The sequence below is a fragment of the Pelotomaculum propionicicum genome, assembly GCF_048984525.1.
In the GTDB taxonomy this organism is placed as follows: domain Bacteria; phylum Bacillota; class Desulfotomaculia; order Desulfotomaculales; family Pelotomaculaceae; genus Syntrophopropionicum; species Syntrophopropionicum propionicicum_A.
The window spans coordinates 47,561-62,818 of the sequence record NZ_JBMGJC010000009.1 but is presented as its reverse complement, the minus strand read 5'-3'; the positions used below and the strand labels follow the sequence as shown (position 1 = coordinate 62,818).

Below are 15,258 nucleotides of genomic sequence, written 5' to 3'. Positions count from 1 at the left end.
TTAATTTTCATTTATTATTTGGAAGGTTAGAATCAATAATGCCTGAGATTATGAAGGAAACCGGGAAAACAGGGACAAACTTTGCCGCCATGCTGAGGACCGCTTTTAAAATAATCAAGAAGCTCCTCGGCATTTCCGCCGGGGCCGCTCTTATAGCCGTCGCTTTTAACGCTTTCGTCATACCTTACGGGCTGCTGTCGGGCGGTGTTTCCGGCCTGGCGTTAATGGGGAGTTACCTGTACAAGTTTCCGGTTTACCTGGGCATATTTGTTTTAAATATACCTATATTCCTGTGGGGCCTGAAGGAGCTCCAATGGAAATTAATGCTGTACAGCGGGGTGGGGACGGCCGTTGTAATCGCGGCGCTGCCCCTGTCGGCGCCTTACATCCCGGTGCCCGCCCTGGACCTCTTTCTGGCATCTGTCTTTTCCGGTGTTGTGGGCGGGATCGGCAGCGGCATTATTTTCAAGCTGGGTGCTTCTGCCGGCGGTACGGACATAGCGGCCATTATTATGAAAAAGAAGAGGAACATCTCAGTGGGTGCCACCAATTTTTACTGCAACATCGCGGTGCTGGCGCTCTCAACTTTCTTCTTCGATTTGAAAATAGCGCTGTACACCGCTATCAGCATGTGGGTTGGAGCAAGGATTACCGACTCCGTAATTGAAGGGTTCAACCGCAACAAGTCAGTTACAATTATATCCGACAGGAGCAGTGAAATAGCGGAACGGATAATGAATGAAATTGACAGGGGTGTTACCTATCTGGAAGGGCAAGGGGCTTATACCGGTGAACCCAAACGGCTTATAAACTGTGTCGTCAGCCATTATGAGATAGCCAAACTTAAGGAGATTGTACTTGATGTGGACAGGGACGCGTTTATTTTTATTACGGAAACGGTGGAAGTGATGGGTAAGGGATTTACAATGTAAAATGAGTCAGGGGATACCCTGACTCATTTGTTTAAAAGTTACAAAGTTAATAATACAGCAAGATTTTATTTGCCGGCCAGGATGCGGATATCTTCAATCCGCAAGTGCAGGCCGCAGCTTTTTTCAAGGACCATGTTTACAAGTCCGGTATGGTTTATAGACATCATGCAAAAACCCGGCAGGAAAGTTACCCGGCAGCCGAAGGCAGGTTCTTTGGATATTTCCTGGGCGATGCCCTCAAAGCCGACCATGTGATAGGCTGTTACATCTTTTACTTCCCTGCCGCGGGAATACTCGGGGCCTACCACCCAGGTGTACAGCAGCCCCGTTTGCTGTTCCGCTTTGATTACCCGCAGCACGTGCGGAATGGGGCAACCCGCTCCCATAGGCCTTCCAAGGACGATATCACCTTTTTTTATATCCATTTTTTCCACCATGTCCGAACGAAACGGGAGGACGATTTTGCGGGCGGATATTTCACCAGGCAGCGGGCAGAGGACAAAATCGTAGGGGTGTCCCAGCACGTCTTTGCCGGAATAAGCTGTTGTGTTTAGATCATAGTCGCAAGGATCGACTATGTTTTCTCTGTAGAAAGGACAGTCTTGAAAATTTTTATTTTTTGACTCCACCATCCGCAGGAAGCTTCTGCAATTTTTCTCGCCGCACTGGCCGCAGTTTTTGCCCGGTGGAAGCCACGACAGTTTCTGGGACATTTTACTCACCCCTGTACAGGTATTCACCGGTCTGGCCGTCCAGTTTTTGAATCACGCCAAAGTGATGCTTCCAGCCTATTTCTTTTTTGCCGACACAGATCGTGCAGGTGCCGAGGGGCGGATTTCCCTTCAAAGACAGTGTTTCGGCGTCGATATCGTCTGAATTTCTGATTATCTCGTATAAACGGTGCAGCGACGTGCCCTGGAGCGCGTTGGTCTCCATCAGGATTAAACTTGAGTGAGTTTCTTTTATTTTTTGCACCAGGACTTCCCTTTCGGCCTGGCTTACCAGGTCGATTTTTGTTACCACGGCGATATCGGCCAGGGTAACCATGGACCCCATCTTTTCCGGAGCGTGTATGCCGGCTATTGAGCTTAGCACTATGATCCCGAGTCCCTGGTTTAAATAGGGGGAACAGCGGAGGCAGAGCCCGGCGCTTTCAACGATAAAAAGCTCAGCCCCGTTTTTTTCGGCCCATTCCACAGCGTCACCGAGGACCATTACGCCCGCATGGTCAGGGCAGAGGTCCCCGGAACAAAATTTCCGGGTTAGTATGCCGAATTCCTTATTCAATTCTATGTCTTCGAAAGCTTTTACGACATCTATCTTAAAGAAAGCTATTTTCATTTCGTTTTTCATTTTTTTAACTATCTGTTTGACTAAAGAAGTCTTACCGGAAGATGGAGGGCCTGCTATAACAAGGAGTTTCATTTATAACACCACCTGTTTTTTGTCTTAAGCAAGGCTTGCGGTAACTAATTCCTTGGTAATCATCTTGCCGGCTCTCAACCTTTCCCTGATAATACTCACCTTTTTGTCATATTCCAGCAGGTTGTAAGCAGCTGTTACCTCAAGGTCGCTGCGTATGATGACTTTTTTCACCGCCCCGTTCTGCATGATGATCCTCTTTTTAGTCAGAAGCGCTATTACCGGGTCATGGGTTACAAAAACAATTATTTTTCCCGTGCTCTGAATAATTCTCACTACTTCCTGCTTGAAAATGCCGGCGTTTTCAATCTCATCCAGGAGGATTACCGGTGACGCGCCGATTAAAATGGCGTCTGCGACCAGCAGGGAGCGGGTCTGTCCGCCGGAAAGCACAGTAACCCTGGAGCTCTTCTTGATTTTTTCCCCGGTGAATTTATTGGCCAGCTCAATGGTATCGTCAATAACGTTATTGTCCTTTATGCCGCGGGCGCGCGCGTGTATCCGCAAAAATTCCTCTGATGAAAGGTCCGCGAAGCATTTTGTGTTCTGGGTAATCATGGCGATTGGTTTCAGGCAGGGGTTGCACCGGACTTCATCATCAGGGACAAGCCCGTTGACCAGCACCCTGCGCTTAGTTGCCGTATCTTCCTGGGCCAGGAGTTCAATGTCTGTAATAAACGCGGTCTTGCCGCTGCCGGTGGGCCCCACAATTGAGACAGTTTCCCCGGCAGATAATGTGATATCTGAAAAACTTTCTCTCACACCTGCCTTATTTAAACCTGGCAGAATGGTTAATTCTGTGATCAAAATATCGCCCCCTGTATTACTTACTTCTGTAAAATATGTTTTTTTTAAACAAATGTCACCTGATAAACGAATATTTGGAAAGCCAATTTATTCTATAGTATATATATTTTGCAAATATCAAATCATTTATATAATTAGTTTAATTTCATTTATTTGCCATTAATGTCAGCAAACATAAAATTAATATATTTACATTATCTTCTACCTATAAATAAGTGTGAATTTCGCCCATCTGATCTCAATATTTTAAATAACTGGTGGTATAGTGGCGCTGACATATGCAAAGTGAGCAGAATAGTGAGGTTTTTGATCATACAGAAGCAAAATATGATTAATAGTTCTTGTATTCATGAAAAAAAACCTGCGTTAAATATTTATGTAACAATAAGTATTTAATAAAAAAATGATAATCATAAAATTAGTGACAAAATGGTATTATGTATTATGTATATTAAATATTCAAAAATATTTTTATTTTTTAATAATTATTTTACATATATAAGCAGGAATATTTAAATATGTATAAAAATTTAACCGATATAGCTAATAGAAGGACATAGTAGTGTCATTGCAGAGTTTTATCACGCCTCTGCATTTTATAGTTTTTTCTTAAATATTTTGAAAAGGTGATTTAATGCTGCAGCTGGCTGATTATGTAAAGATAATCTCCTCAATTCCCATTCCCAGTTTTATCTTTCAGGATATGCAGATCAAATTTGCTAATGGCAAATTTACTGAAGTAACCGGTTACACAGTACAGGAACTGGAAAAGATCGATCCTGGTGAGCTAATTCACCAGGACGACAGGCTATATGTGAAAAAAAACATAATAAATTGTTATTCCGGTATTGAAATAAATCAAAGCATTGAGTTCAGAGCTTTAACTAAAAATGCTGGACCAGTTTACGTGCTGGGCCACTTTGCCCGCATAGAATTAAACGGAAATCCCGCCATATTAGTACAGTGTGTAAATATCAGCATGCGCAAGCAGACTGAGGACCTTTTGCGCGTGCAGCGCAATCTCAGCCAGGATTTAATTTCGTGCAGCTGCCTGCCGGATGCTTTTAACCTTATCCTTGAGGCGGCTTTTAAGGTTGATGGAGTAGACTGCGGGGGGATTTACCTGGTTGACCCGCTGACAGGAAATCTCGACCTGGCGGCCCATAAAGGAATAGCTGATGATTTTGTCCGGATTGTTTCCTTTTATGAGTATAATACGCCTCAAGCACTTTTAGTAATGGAAGGAATACCCTTATACGCAAATCATTCAGATGGAGTATTTTTTAGCAGAAGGGTAAAAAAAGAAGGGCTCCAGGCCTTTGCCGCGGTCCCTGTTCTGCATGATGGCAAGGTTATTGCCGACCTGAACATTGCTTCACATAAGATAAAAGAATTCTCTCTGCCAAGCAGGAATATGATCGAAGGTATAGCCGCCCAGATAGGCTCGGTAATTACCAGGTTTAAAGCTGAAACCGATTTAAGCAAAAGCCGGGAATCTCTCGCCAGAGAATTGGAAGTCAGCGACGCGCTGGCCGATTTGTCAGCCAAGCTTTTACTGACGGAATCATTTGAGGAAATATCCCAGCTTGTTTTGGACGAGGCCAAGCGTCTCACCGGCAGCAGGTATGGTTTTGTCGGGTATTTGGATGAAGTAACGGGACATGTGGTTTTCATCACTTTAAGCCGGGAAATGTGGGATACCTGCCAGGTCCGGGACAAGACATTTGTTTTTGAAAATTTTACCGGTTTGTGGGGCTGGGTATTAAATAATAAGAAGGCCATCCTGACAAATTCACCCGCGGACGACCCCCGCTACAGAGGTACACCGCAGGGGCATATACCCATTGAACGTTTTCTCGCCGTCCCCGCTATGATCGGCGAAAAACTTGTCGGGGAGGTCGCCCTGGCCAACTCCGGATGCGACTATACCGACACGGACCTCGAAATTGCAGAAAAACTATCAAATATTTATGCGCTTGCCATCCAGAGGAAATGGTTGGACGAGGAATTAAGAAGGTCTGAAAAGGAGTCCCGCACCCTTTTTGAAACCATGTCGCATGGTGTAATGTGCCAGGACGCCAGGGGCGAGATAATCGCAGCGAATACGGCGGCGCAAAGAATACTGGGTGTGAGCCCTGAGCAGATTTTTGGCAGCTCTTTATCAGATCCGGAATGGAAGGCAATCCGTGAAGACGGATCTGACTTACCCTCACAGGAATACCCGTCCACGATTGCTCTCGAGACAGGCAGAGAAGTAAACAACATGGTCCTGGGCATCTATAATCCGAGAGAACGCGTCTACAGGTGGATAATAGCCAACGCCGTACCCCAGTTCAAGGACGGTGAAAACAAGCCGTCCCTGGTATTTACCACGTTTGAAGATATTACAGAGCTCAAAACAGCTGAAGGTAAAATTCGGACCTCTCGCCAGCAGCTTTTAGACATTATTGATTCCCTGCCTGACGCTACTTTTGTCATAGACAGCGATAAAAAGGTAATAGCCTGGAACCAGGCTTTGGAAGTAATGACCGGGGTTAACAAGGAAGATATGATCGGGAAAGGCGACTACGCGTACGCGGTCCCGTTTTACGGTGTCAACAGGCCGATATTAATCGACCTGGTCTTATCTGACGACAGAAAAACTGAACTTGAATATGATTTTATCATGAGAGAAGGCAGTGCTCTTTATGCCGAAACTTATGTCCAATCAGTTTACGGGGGGAAGGGCGCCCACCTGAGGGCCAAGATATCGAGGCTCTGCGATAAAGACGGAAACACAATCGGGGCAATTGAGTCAATACATGACATCACTGCGCGCAAGCAGGCGGAGGAGGCCCTGGCAGCTGAAAGACACAGGTTTGCGTCCCTTACTGAAGGATCTCCATTCGGGATGGTCTTGTTTGATGACCAGGGATGTTATAAATATATAAATCCTAAATTCACTGAGATATTCGGCTTTAACCTGGCTGACATACCTGATAGAAAAGCCTGGTTTGACAAGGCTTATCCCGATCCCGAATACAGGAACAGGGTCCTTGCTTTCTGGGAAAATGATGTGAGAAATTCCATGCCGGGGGAGAAAAAGACCAGGCTTTCCAGGGTCACCTGCAAGGACGGGGAGGAAAAAATAATCAGCTTTACCCCGGTCAGGCTGCATACCGGTGAATTCTTGATCGCGTGCGAGGATATCACGCGGCGCAGGCTGGCTGAGCGGGAATTGAAAGCAGCCAACCGGCAGCTCATGGATATTATTGATTTCCTGCCCGACGCCACCTTTGTCATTGACAACGACGGCAGGGTGATTGCCTGGAACAAGGCCATTGAGGAAATGACCGGGGTCAGAAAAGAGGAGATGCTCGGCAAGGGTGACTACGCTTACGCCGTGCCTTTTTACGGGGAAACCCGGCCGATCCTGATAGACCTTGTATTAATGCCCCAAAAAGAAATTGAGGAAAAATACGCCTATGTTATAAGAAGCGGAAATACTCTCATCACCGAGACAGACGTGCCCTTCACCTACATGGGTAAGGGAGCCATCCTGTGGGGAATAGCCACCCTGCTGCTCGACAGTGACGGGAATGTTATAGGGGCTATTGAATCCATAAGGGACGTTACCGAGAAGAAGAAGGCGGAGGAACAGCTTAAATACCTCAGCCTGCATGACCCTCTCACCGGGCTTTATAACCGCACCTTCTTTGAAGAGGGGATGAGGCGTGCTTCAGACGGCAGGTTCGACCCGCTTGGGATAATAATATGCGACCTGGACGGGCTGAAGCTAATTAACGACACCCTGGGGCATGACGCCGGCGATTCCCTCCTGGTGGAGGTCGCCAAAAATATAGGGAAATCCTTTCGGAAAGGAGACATTGTATCCCGTATCGGAGGGGATGAGTTTGCCATTCTCCTTACCCGCAGCGACGAAAAAGCCGTGGAAGAAGCTTGCGTGAGATTAAGGCTTTCCTTTGACAATTACAATGGATCAGATCCGGAAATCCCCCTGAACGTATCTATCGGGTTTGCGGTGGGCAGTATGGACACAACCAGCGTAAGCGAGCTATTCAAAGAAGCGGACAACAATATGTACAGGGAAAAGCTGCACCGCAGCCAAAGCGCCAGGAGCGCTATAGTCCAGACATTGATGAAAGCCCTCGAGGCAAGGGACTTCATTACTGAGGGACACGCCAACAGGCTGCAGGATTACGTAAAGGAACTGGCCGGGGTTTTGGGCATGTCAACGCGCAGCATTTCAGATTTAAGCCTGCTGGCCAAGTTCCACGATATCGGCAAGGTGGGCGTGCCGGACAGGATACTGTTCAAACCTGGTGTCCTGACCGCTGAGGAAGCGCTTGAAATGCAGCGTCACAGTGAAATAGGACACCGTATCGCCAGGTCCGCGCCCGCCCTGGAACCAATTGCGGACTGGATCTTAAAACACCATGAGTGGTGGAACGGCAGCGGGTATCCACTGGGGCTGAAAGGTGAAGAGATACCGCTGGAGTGCCGCATCCTGGCTATTGTCGACGCTTTCGACGCGATGACCAGCGACCGGCCGTACCGCAAGGCGCTGCCCCGCGAATATGCCTTAAAAGAACTGAAAAGGTGCAGCGGGACCCAGTTTGACCCCTGCCTGGTCAATAAATTTATCGATATATTAAAATTGGAAAAAGCTATTTAGACTTAAAAATTTCTTTCATAACAATAAAAGGAGAGCTACTGGTTTTGAGCGGGCCTGGCTTTTGCGGCCAGGGTTTTGATGATGTCGGCCCTGCTGATAATGCCAATGATATCGCCATTTTCAACAACCGGAACCCGCTTGATGCCGTGTTTCACCATCAAAGCCGCCACGTCCTCTATCTCCATATCCCCGCCGGCTGATATCACATCAGTGGTCATTATTTCGGACGTGCTGGCGGCGGCAAGTTTTTTGAAGTCTTCCCGGTATCTTTCTATGCCCTTGATATAAATAAAAGCACCCAGTATATTTATGAAGGCCGGGGTCCTGGGGTTAGTCTCCTTGTGCAGCAGGTCCTCCTCGGTAACCATGCCCACTATTTTACCTTTCTTGTTTACCACCGGTGCGCCGGATATATTGTTTTCCGTTAAAATACCAGCCGCTTCTTCAATGGAAGATTCTTCCGGGACGGTAATCACGTCTTTGTTCATAATATCTCTTGCCTGCATGAAGTCCACCTCTCTATATACTTATTTATTCCTCTCTTTTTTCGGGTTTGGGAACAGGAGTCCTTAAATATCTGAACCCGGTCCATACCAGCACAGCCGCGAATATGACCCGCAGAGCATCTTCAGTTATAATATGAGCAAGGCTGCCGCCAAGAAAAGTGCCTATCAGGATGCCGGGTACCAGCCCGGTAAGAGTACCTGTATTTACATTACCGAGACGCCAGTGAGTGTATGCTCCCACTCCTCCGGCCGGCACCATGGCCAGGAGGGAACTGCCCTGCGCTGTATACTGTGTAAATCCGGCCAGCAGGACCATTGAAGGCACCATGATCGTACCCCCGCCGACTCCCATCATGCCGGACAGAAAACCGGTAAAGACCCCGGTCAATAAGAGCACAAGTATTTTAACCCATGTAAGTCCCGTGGAGGGATCAACAACCTGGGGCAGGTAAGGCTTCAGGAGCAATAGTATGGTAATCACGATCATAAAAACACCGAAGGCCTTTTTCAGTTTCCACTCGGGAAGAGCATGGGCAAAATGCGCGCCGGCCCTGGCGGTGAATATCGCGGTTGACGCCAGCAGGGCCGAGGCCAGTATGTCAATGTTGCCCTGCATGGCATAAGTGACGGAACCCATTAATCCGGTAAATACAAGCGCTACCAGGCTGGTGCCGTGAGCCTTGTGCTGTGCGAGTTTTAAGACGCCTGCCAGCAGGGGGACCATGATCACGCCGCCGCCCAGCCCGACCAGCCCTCCAAATGTACCTGCCAGCAGCCCGATTAAAAAACTCATCTGTTCTAACCCTCCAATAACCTAAAAACCCCGGTAAGGTTTTATAAGTATATTATATTCTGTCAATCCGGCCTGTTTTTTATATGTTTTTATTATAATTCTCCTGCAGCTGTGACCATAATTCCGGGTGTCTTTTTTTTATATCAAAAGGTTTTCCTGTGGAGTCAACAAAAGCATGCACGGTCCGCCCCTCGGCAACCAGCAGTTCATTTTCAGCGCTGGTAATAGTATAATCAAAAACCATGCGGGTGCGGCTGAGGCGGGACAGCGTAGTGCTGAGAAAATATCTTTCTTCGGGAAACAGGGACTTCCGGTAGCGGCAGGTTGCTTCGACGGCCACCACAACAATGTTCCGGTTATGAAAAAAACTTTGGTAAGGGATGTTTATTTTTTTGAGCAGGGCTACCCGCCCGTCAGTAAAAAGGTCAAAATATTTGGCGTAATAAACTATGCCAGCGGCGTCGCAATCACCCCAGCGGACCTCTAATTCCTGCCGGTTGCTGATACCGCCGGCGGTGGAGCGCTTCTCTTCCATACAATCACCTCATAAAACAGCTTAATTCCAGGCTTCCTGTATTATTCTGCCACAAAAGTGTCCGGCATTCAACCAAAATAGTTTTACCATGTTTGAATAACAATGGACTCCAGTTTACGTGTAATTATGGATTCGGAAATTTGGTAAAATTCTGAAAATGTAAAATATTTAGAGATTACAAAGGGAAATTTCTTTAAACTGGAGAATATAATCATTTGTCCTGTTAAAGGAAATGAGTTATTTTGTTCACTATTCATTTAGGGGGAGTGATATGTCCGTATCATCATATTTGCGCAGCAGCGCCGCGAGTAATCCGGATAAAACAGCAATATATTTTAATGAAACGAAAATAACCTACAGCCAGCTGGACCAGGAGGCAGACAGCCTGGCCGGGGGTCTGCTCGAACTTGGGCTGCAGCGGCAGCAGCGGGTAAGCTTACTCCTTGGGAATAACCCAGACTTTATCCGTTCCCACTTTGCCATTACGCGGGCCGGGGGAACGGCGGTCCCTTTAAATCCAATGTTTAAGGGTGAAGAGATAAAATACATACTTAATGACGCCGAAGCAGTCTTTTTGATCACGCCCGTTTCTTTTCTTCCGCTGATCGAAACAGTTTGGGGCCAGGTCCCTACCCTGAGGCGGGTAATAGTTATCGGCGGTGAGACAGACGGAGATGTCGTCTCCTACGAGGACCTGCTGGCCAGGCCGTCCAGCCCGGTAGAGGTAAAGACAGCGGAAAGCGATATAGCCGCCTGCCTTTACACTTCAGGCACAACAGGCAAACCGAAAGGAGCCCTCCTGACCCACGGCAACCTGATCTTTGACACCCTTGCCACCATCAAGCACGTGGAGGTGCTGCCGGCCGACAACCACCTGTGTGTCCTGCCCCTATTCCATTCCTTTGCCCAGACTGTCTGCATGCTGTGCCCCATATTTTCGGGCGGCAGCATCACAGTAATGCCCCAGTTCAGGCCCGACACGGTCCTGAAAGAAATCATCGAAAAAAAGGTTAACATTTTTGCCGGCGTGCCGGCCATGTACGCTTCTATTTTAGCGACCATCAGCAACCCGGACATGTTCGACCTGTCTTCGCTGCGGCTGTGCTTTTCAGGAGGCGCCTCGATGCCTGTTGAGGTCATGCGCCTTTTTGAAGAGCGCTACGGTGTTACAATTATAGAAGGCAACGGCCCCACGGAAACATCGCCGGTTTCTTACGCCAACCCGGTGAACGGCGTCCGCAAGCCCGGTTCGGTAGGCCCGCCCATAGAAGGAGTCAGGGTAAAGATCGTTGACGGGGACGACCGGGAGCTCCCCGCAAACGAAGTGGGCGAGATATGCGTACAGGGACCGAACGTAATGGCGGGGTACCTTAACCAGCCGGAGGCCACGGCGGAAGCAATGAAAGGCGGCTGGTTCCATACCGGCGACCTGGGTAAAATAGATAAAGACGGTTATGTCTATATTGTTGACCGCAAAAAAGACATGATCATTGTAGGCGGCCTCAATGTTTATCCCAGGGAAGTGGAGGAATGCCTCTATGAGAGCCCCAAGGTGGCCGAGGCCGCGGTGATAGGCGTGGTTGATGAACTGCGGGGAGAGGTCCCCAAGGCCTTTATAGTCTTGAAACCGGGTGTGCAGGGTACGCCCAGGGAGTTCAGAATGTTTGCCCGCGCCCGCCTGGCTAACTATAAATGCCCGCGGCAGGTGGCCATAGTAGACAGCCTGCCCAAAACAGCCACCGGCAAGATTGACAAGAAGCAGCTGAAAGAAGCCAACGCCATGGGGATTTTGCAGGAAAAATAAACAATACACTTTGATTAACAGGATATAGCAAGGGCAGTATTCTATAAATCAGTTATGAGCCGGGACTTTCGTGATAAAGCACCCCGGCTCATCTCATTTGACGGCAAAAAAGACTTATCTGTAAACGCTAATTTCCATCATATGCATATAGTGTATCAACGAGATATAAGCAGGGAGGTAATACAGATGAGTAACGATAATGATTCAGGCAATGTTATTTCAGCAAGGCAAATACCGGCCCCGCCCCAACAATGCGGCGGTCAGCTGTATACAGTGAGGGCTTCGGATACACTTTTCAGCATAGCCCAAAGGTTTTCTGTGACATTGCGCCAGATTACCGCGGCCAACCCTCAAATCACAAATCCCGACATCATCTTTGTGGGGCAGGTAATCTGCATCCCCATCGTGACACCCACACCCACACCCACACCTACACCAACGCCAACACCCACTCCTACTCCCGGACCGGACGGCCTTCGCGTCCTTACTCTGAGGTTTCTTTCGGAAACCGGCCGGCAGTTGCCTGTGGTTAACGGGGCTGTCCAGCTCCTGCCCCGTGTAATAGTCAGGGCGACATTCAACCGCCCGGTCTCCCGGGCCTTCTTTTTCCTGGAACCCACCGGCACGGAGACCTGTGAGCTCGCCCGGTTGATCGGAGTCGACTGTCCCAGCGCGGTTACCGGGGTTGCCGAAATACTCTGGCAGGTGCCCGCCGGCACCCTTGGCCGCGTTTTTGTGGTTGCCTGCCTGAACAGCGTCTGCGCCAAGTCCGACGACGTCCTTGTTGTTCGAAACAGTTCCTAGGCGCAGGTTTAATTTCAACTGTACAGGAGGCGGGTCAGCGCCTGCTTGCAGCTTCAACGCCACGGGGCCCGCAACTTAAAACCGGTACCATACCGGTACCGGTTGAGAATGTTGGCAAATTCATCCTTCTTTACTTTTTTATATAAAAAGTTTTATCAATGCCTTTTACCTGTGATAAGCCATGTTTATCGTAAGCTATTTCTGATAATCTGATGAAAGTTTCTCTGTCAATGCAATATTTATTTTGCAGTTCTGCTATTCTCTGAGCAGCGTCCTCCAAAGTCGGTGCGGACAGGACATATTCCTCAAAGCCGGGCTTTTCTTTTTTGATCGGATGAGGGGTTGGTTCATCAGTTTTGCCGACAAGGTAGTCAATGCTGGTTTCATATAAATTGGCAAGGGTTATTAGGGTGTCAATATCCGGCTCGCTAACCCCTTTTTCATAACCGGACAATGTTTTATTATTTATATTTGTTAAGCATTTAACCTGGACCTGGGTTAAATGCTTTGCTTCTCGTGCCATCTTAAGGCGGATACTTAACAGGCTGCTCATATTTTCCACCACCAATCTTATATTATCATTATTCTTAATTCCGGGGAGTTTATTCTTAAATATATAGAATTTTGTATTTACTTCTTAAAAACTAAGATTTATAATATAGTTAATATCTGGTAGTAGGGGTTTTTCATGCTACTTACTTTTTGTAATCATATATCTTCAAATATGTTGCGAGAGGGGGATATGATATCCGGTCTATAGCATTTGAAGAGTTTTGGCTGCTGCTCCGAAGAGAAGCTGAAGGGGTAGAGATGGATGTTTTTTTTGAATGTGGAGTTCTTAAAATGCAATGGTCATTTAGTGACCAGGCAAAAATGCTAAAGATCACAAAACTTCTCGAAGTGAACGGCGCAAGGTATCAGGTTTGTAATTCCTCTGTTTATTTTTGGATTGAGGTTAACAATCACGGAGGACTCAACGTGTTAATGGCTTAAATAAAATGTTTAATAACAAAGAGAGTCTTTCATGGAAAGACTCTCTGATAAAATTTCAGTTTAACGTATTGGATGTGTGGCTTTCTCAAGCCGGCTGTGTGTTTTTATGGCTTCGCGCGCGGTCTTGCTTGCTCAGCGCCCTTTTGCGCATACGCAGGTTTTTCGGGGTTACTTCCAGCAGTTCATCGGTGCCTATATATTCCAGGGCCTCTTCCAGACTGAACTGCCTGGGTTCCTCCAGGCGCAGGGCTGTCTCGGCGGTGCTGGAGCGCATGTTGGTGAGGTGTTTTTTCTTGCAGACGTTAACCTCAAGATCCTGCTCCCGGGAATGCTCGCCCACGACCATGCCCTCGTAGACCCTGGTGCCGGGTGTGATGAACAGCACGCCGCGGTCCTGCACGGAATGAAGCCCGTAGGTGTTGGCTTCCCCGGTCTCGAAGGCGATCAGCACGCCCTGGTAACGTTCCCTGATGTCCCCTTTATATGGCTCATAGCCCAGGAAAAGATGGCTCATCACCCCGTGCCCCCTGGTCTCGGACAGCAGTTGGGAGCGGAATCCGATCAGCCCGCGGGCGGGCACTTTAAATTCCAGCCTGATCTGGTCCGGACCGAGGGAAGTCATGTTGACCATTTCTCCTTTCCTGGCCCCGATGATTTCCATAACCGTACCCATCTTATCCTCCGGGATATCAACCATGAGAAGCTCAACCGGTTCCGTCTTCCTGCCCGCGTCCCAGCGGAAGATGACCTCCGGCTTCGATACCTGCAGCTCGAATCCCTCCCGCCGCATTGTCTCAATCAGGATCGACAGGTGCAGTTCACCCCTCCCGCAGACCTGAAAGACATCGGGGCTGTCGGTATCATCCACCCGCAGGCTGACGTTTTTCTCCATTTCCTTGTAGAGCCTGGCCCTGAGGTGGCGGGAGGTTAAATACTTGCCCTCCATGCCGGCGAAAGGGCTGTCGTTGACCATGAAATTCATCTTCAGGGTCGGCTCATCCACGGTGATGGGGTCCAGCTGCTCTGGCCGGTCTTTGCAGGCAACGGTCTCGCCAATGCGGATGTCCTCCAGGCCGGAAAATGCTGCGATATCACCGCAGACCGCCTCTGAAACAGCTATCCTTTCCAGTCCTTCGAATGTATAAAGCGATCCGATGCGACCCTGGCGCAGGTCTCCGTTGTGGTCTATAATATTAACCTGCCCGCCGGCGGTAATAGTACCCCGCTTTACACAACCGATCCCCACCCGGCCGACAAAGTTGTCGTATTCGGTATTATTAACCAGCAGCTGCAGCGGGCCGTCGATATCACCGGCCGGCGCCGGGATATTTTTTATAATGGACTCGAAGAGAGGCTTCATATCATGTCCCTGGACGGAGGGGTCCATGGTTGCCGTTCCTTCCCTGGCCGAAGTGTAAATGACGGGAAAGTCCAGATGTTCGTCACCTGCATCCAAATCAATGAACAGGTCCAGGACCTCGTCCGCGACTTCTGAAACGCGGGCTCCTTCCCGGTCTACCTTGTTGATGACCACGATCGCCCTCAGGTTCAATTCCATGGCCTTGCGCAGGACGAACCGGGTCTGGGGCATGGCGCCCTCGAAAGCGTCCACCAATAGCAGTACGCCGTCGACCATTTTCAGTACCCGTTCCACCTCGCCGCCGAAATCTGAATGTCCGGGGGTATCGACAATATTTATCTTAATGCCCTTGTAAATCACTGAAGTGTTTTTGGCCAGGATGGTGATGCCGCGTTCCCTTTCCAGATCATTGGAGTCCATTACTCTCTCCAGCACCTGCTGGTTTTCCCTGAAGATACCGCTCTGCCTGAGCAGGGCGTCCACCAGGGTAGTCTTGCCGTGATCTACATGGGCGATAATGGCAATATTTCTGAACATGTTGTGGGTCATGAAACCAACACCTCCTTCCAAACCTTATAAGTATACCAGTTTTTCCGGGCTCTAACAACTGTAATAAAAGGATTTTAC

The 15,258-nt window shown here is 48.5% G+C and carries 12 protein-coding genes; 4 read left to right on the top strand and 8 right to left on the bottom strand.

The features are described from left to right. Positions 1–38 precede the first annotated feature (38 nt). Positions 39–932, top strand: coding sequence for a YitT family protein (locus ACOBQJ_RS11260; RefSeq protein ID WP_421071865.1), 894 nt, complete (start codon positions 39–41; stop codon positions 930–932). Positions 933–997: 65 nt separating this feature from the next. Here ACOBQJ_RS11260 and ACOBQJ_RS11255 read toward each other — a convergent pair whose 3' ends face one another. Genes ACOBQJ_RS11255 through ACOBQJ_RS11245 form a run of 3 tightly spaced genes read right to left on the bottom strand, consistent with a single transcriptional unit; the run spans position 998 to position 3,161 of the window. Next, a complete protein-coding gene (locus ACOBQJ_RS11255) occupies positions 998–1,645 on the bottom strand; it encodes a (Fe-S)-binding protein (RefSeq protein ID WP_421071864.1) in 648 nt (215 codons plus the stop codon). Position 1,646: 1 nt separating this feature from the next. Next, positions 1,647–2,357: a GTP-binding protein gene (locus tag ACOBQJ_RS11250; RefSeq protein ID WP_421071863.1), complete on the bottom strand. Its 711-nt coding sequence runs from the start codon at positions 2,355–2,357 to the stop codon at positions 1,647–1,649. 24 nt (positions 2,358–2,381) lie between these two features. After that, positions 2,382–3,161 (bottom strand): ATP-binding cassette domain-containing protein, encoded by a 780-nt coding sequence (locus ACOBQJ_RS11245; RefSeq protein WP_421071862.1) that lies wholly within the window; start codon positions 3,159–3,161, stop codon positions 2,382–2,384. Between the two features lie 634 nt (positions 3,162–3,795). Between ACOBQJ_RS11245 and ACOBQJ_RS11240 the strand changes: the two genes are divergently transcribed. After that, entirely contained in the window at positions 3,796–7,836 is a 4,041-nt protein-coding gene (locus ACOBQJ_RS11240; RefSeq protein WP_421071861.1) for a PAS domain S-box protein, read from the top strand. A 35-nt stretch (positions 7,837–7,871) separates the two neighbouring features. On the opposite strand, the gene ACOBQJ_RS11235 is transcribed toward ACOBQJ_RS11240, so the two are convergent. The 3 genes from ACOBQJ_RS11235 to ACOBQJ_RS11225 all read right to left on the bottom strand — a co-directional run bounded on the left by ACOBQJ_RS11235 (position 7,872) and on the right by ACOBQJ_RS11225 (position 9,670). Next, positions 7,872–8,342, bottom strand: a complete 471-nt coding sequence (locus ACOBQJ_RS11235) for a CBS domain-containing protein (RefSeq protein ID WP_421071860.1) — start codon at positions 8,340–8,342, stop codon at positions 7,872–7,874. Between the two features lie 25 nt (positions 8,343–8,367). Next, the gene (locus ACOBQJ_RS11230) at positions 8,368–9,135 is read right to left on the bottom strand and encodes a sulfite exporter TauE/SafE family protein (protein ID WP_421071859.1); all 768 of its coding nucleotides are present in this window, start codon (positions 9,133–9,135) and stop codon (positions 8,368–8,370) included. A gap of 79 nt (positions 9,136–9,214) precedes the next feature. Next, positions 9,215–9,670: an acyl-CoA thioesterase gene (locus ACOBQJ_RS11225; RefSeq protein WP_421071858.1), complete on the bottom strand. Its 456-nt coding sequence runs from the start codon at positions 9,668–9,670 to the stop codon at positions 9,215–9,217. Between the two features lie 271 nt (positions 9,671–9,941). On the opposite strand from ACOBQJ_RS11225, the gene ACOBQJ_RS11220 reads away from it, so the two are divergent. Further along, positions 9,942–11,474, top strand: coding sequence for a long-chain-fatty-acid--CoA ligase (locus ACOBQJ_RS11220; protein ID WP_421071857.1), 1,533 nt, complete (start codon positions 9,942–9,944; stop codon positions 11,472–11,474). Positions 11,475–11,660: 186 nt separating this feature from the next. Next, entirely contained in the window at positions 11,661–12,278 is a 618-nt protein-coding gene (locus ACOBQJ_RS11215; protein ID WP_421071856.1) for a LysM peptidoglycan-binding domain-containing protein, read from the top strand. Between the two features lie 130 nt (positions 12,279–12,408). Here ACOBQJ_RS11215 and ACOBQJ_RS11210 read toward each other — a convergent pair whose 3' ends face one another. Together ACOBQJ_RS11210 and typA are read right to left on the bottom strand one after the other, a co-directional pair. Beyond that, positions 12,409–12,831 carry a helix-turn-helix domain-containing protein gene (locus ACOBQJ_RS11210; RefSeq protein ID WP_421071855.1) on the bottom strand — a complete coding sequence of 141 codons (423 nt, stop codon included), beginning with the start codon at positions 12,829–12,831 and terminating at the stop codon, positions 12,409–12,411. A gap of 525 nt (positions 12,832–13,356) precedes the next feature. Next, positions 13,357–15,180 carry a translational GTPase TypA gene (typA, locus tag ACOBQJ_RS11205; protein WP_421071854.1) on the bottom strand — a complete coding sequence of 608 codons (1,824 nt, stop codon included), beginning with the start codon at positions 15,178–15,180 and terminating at the stop codon, positions 13,357–13,359. Positions 15,181–15,258 lie beyond the last annotated feature (78 nt).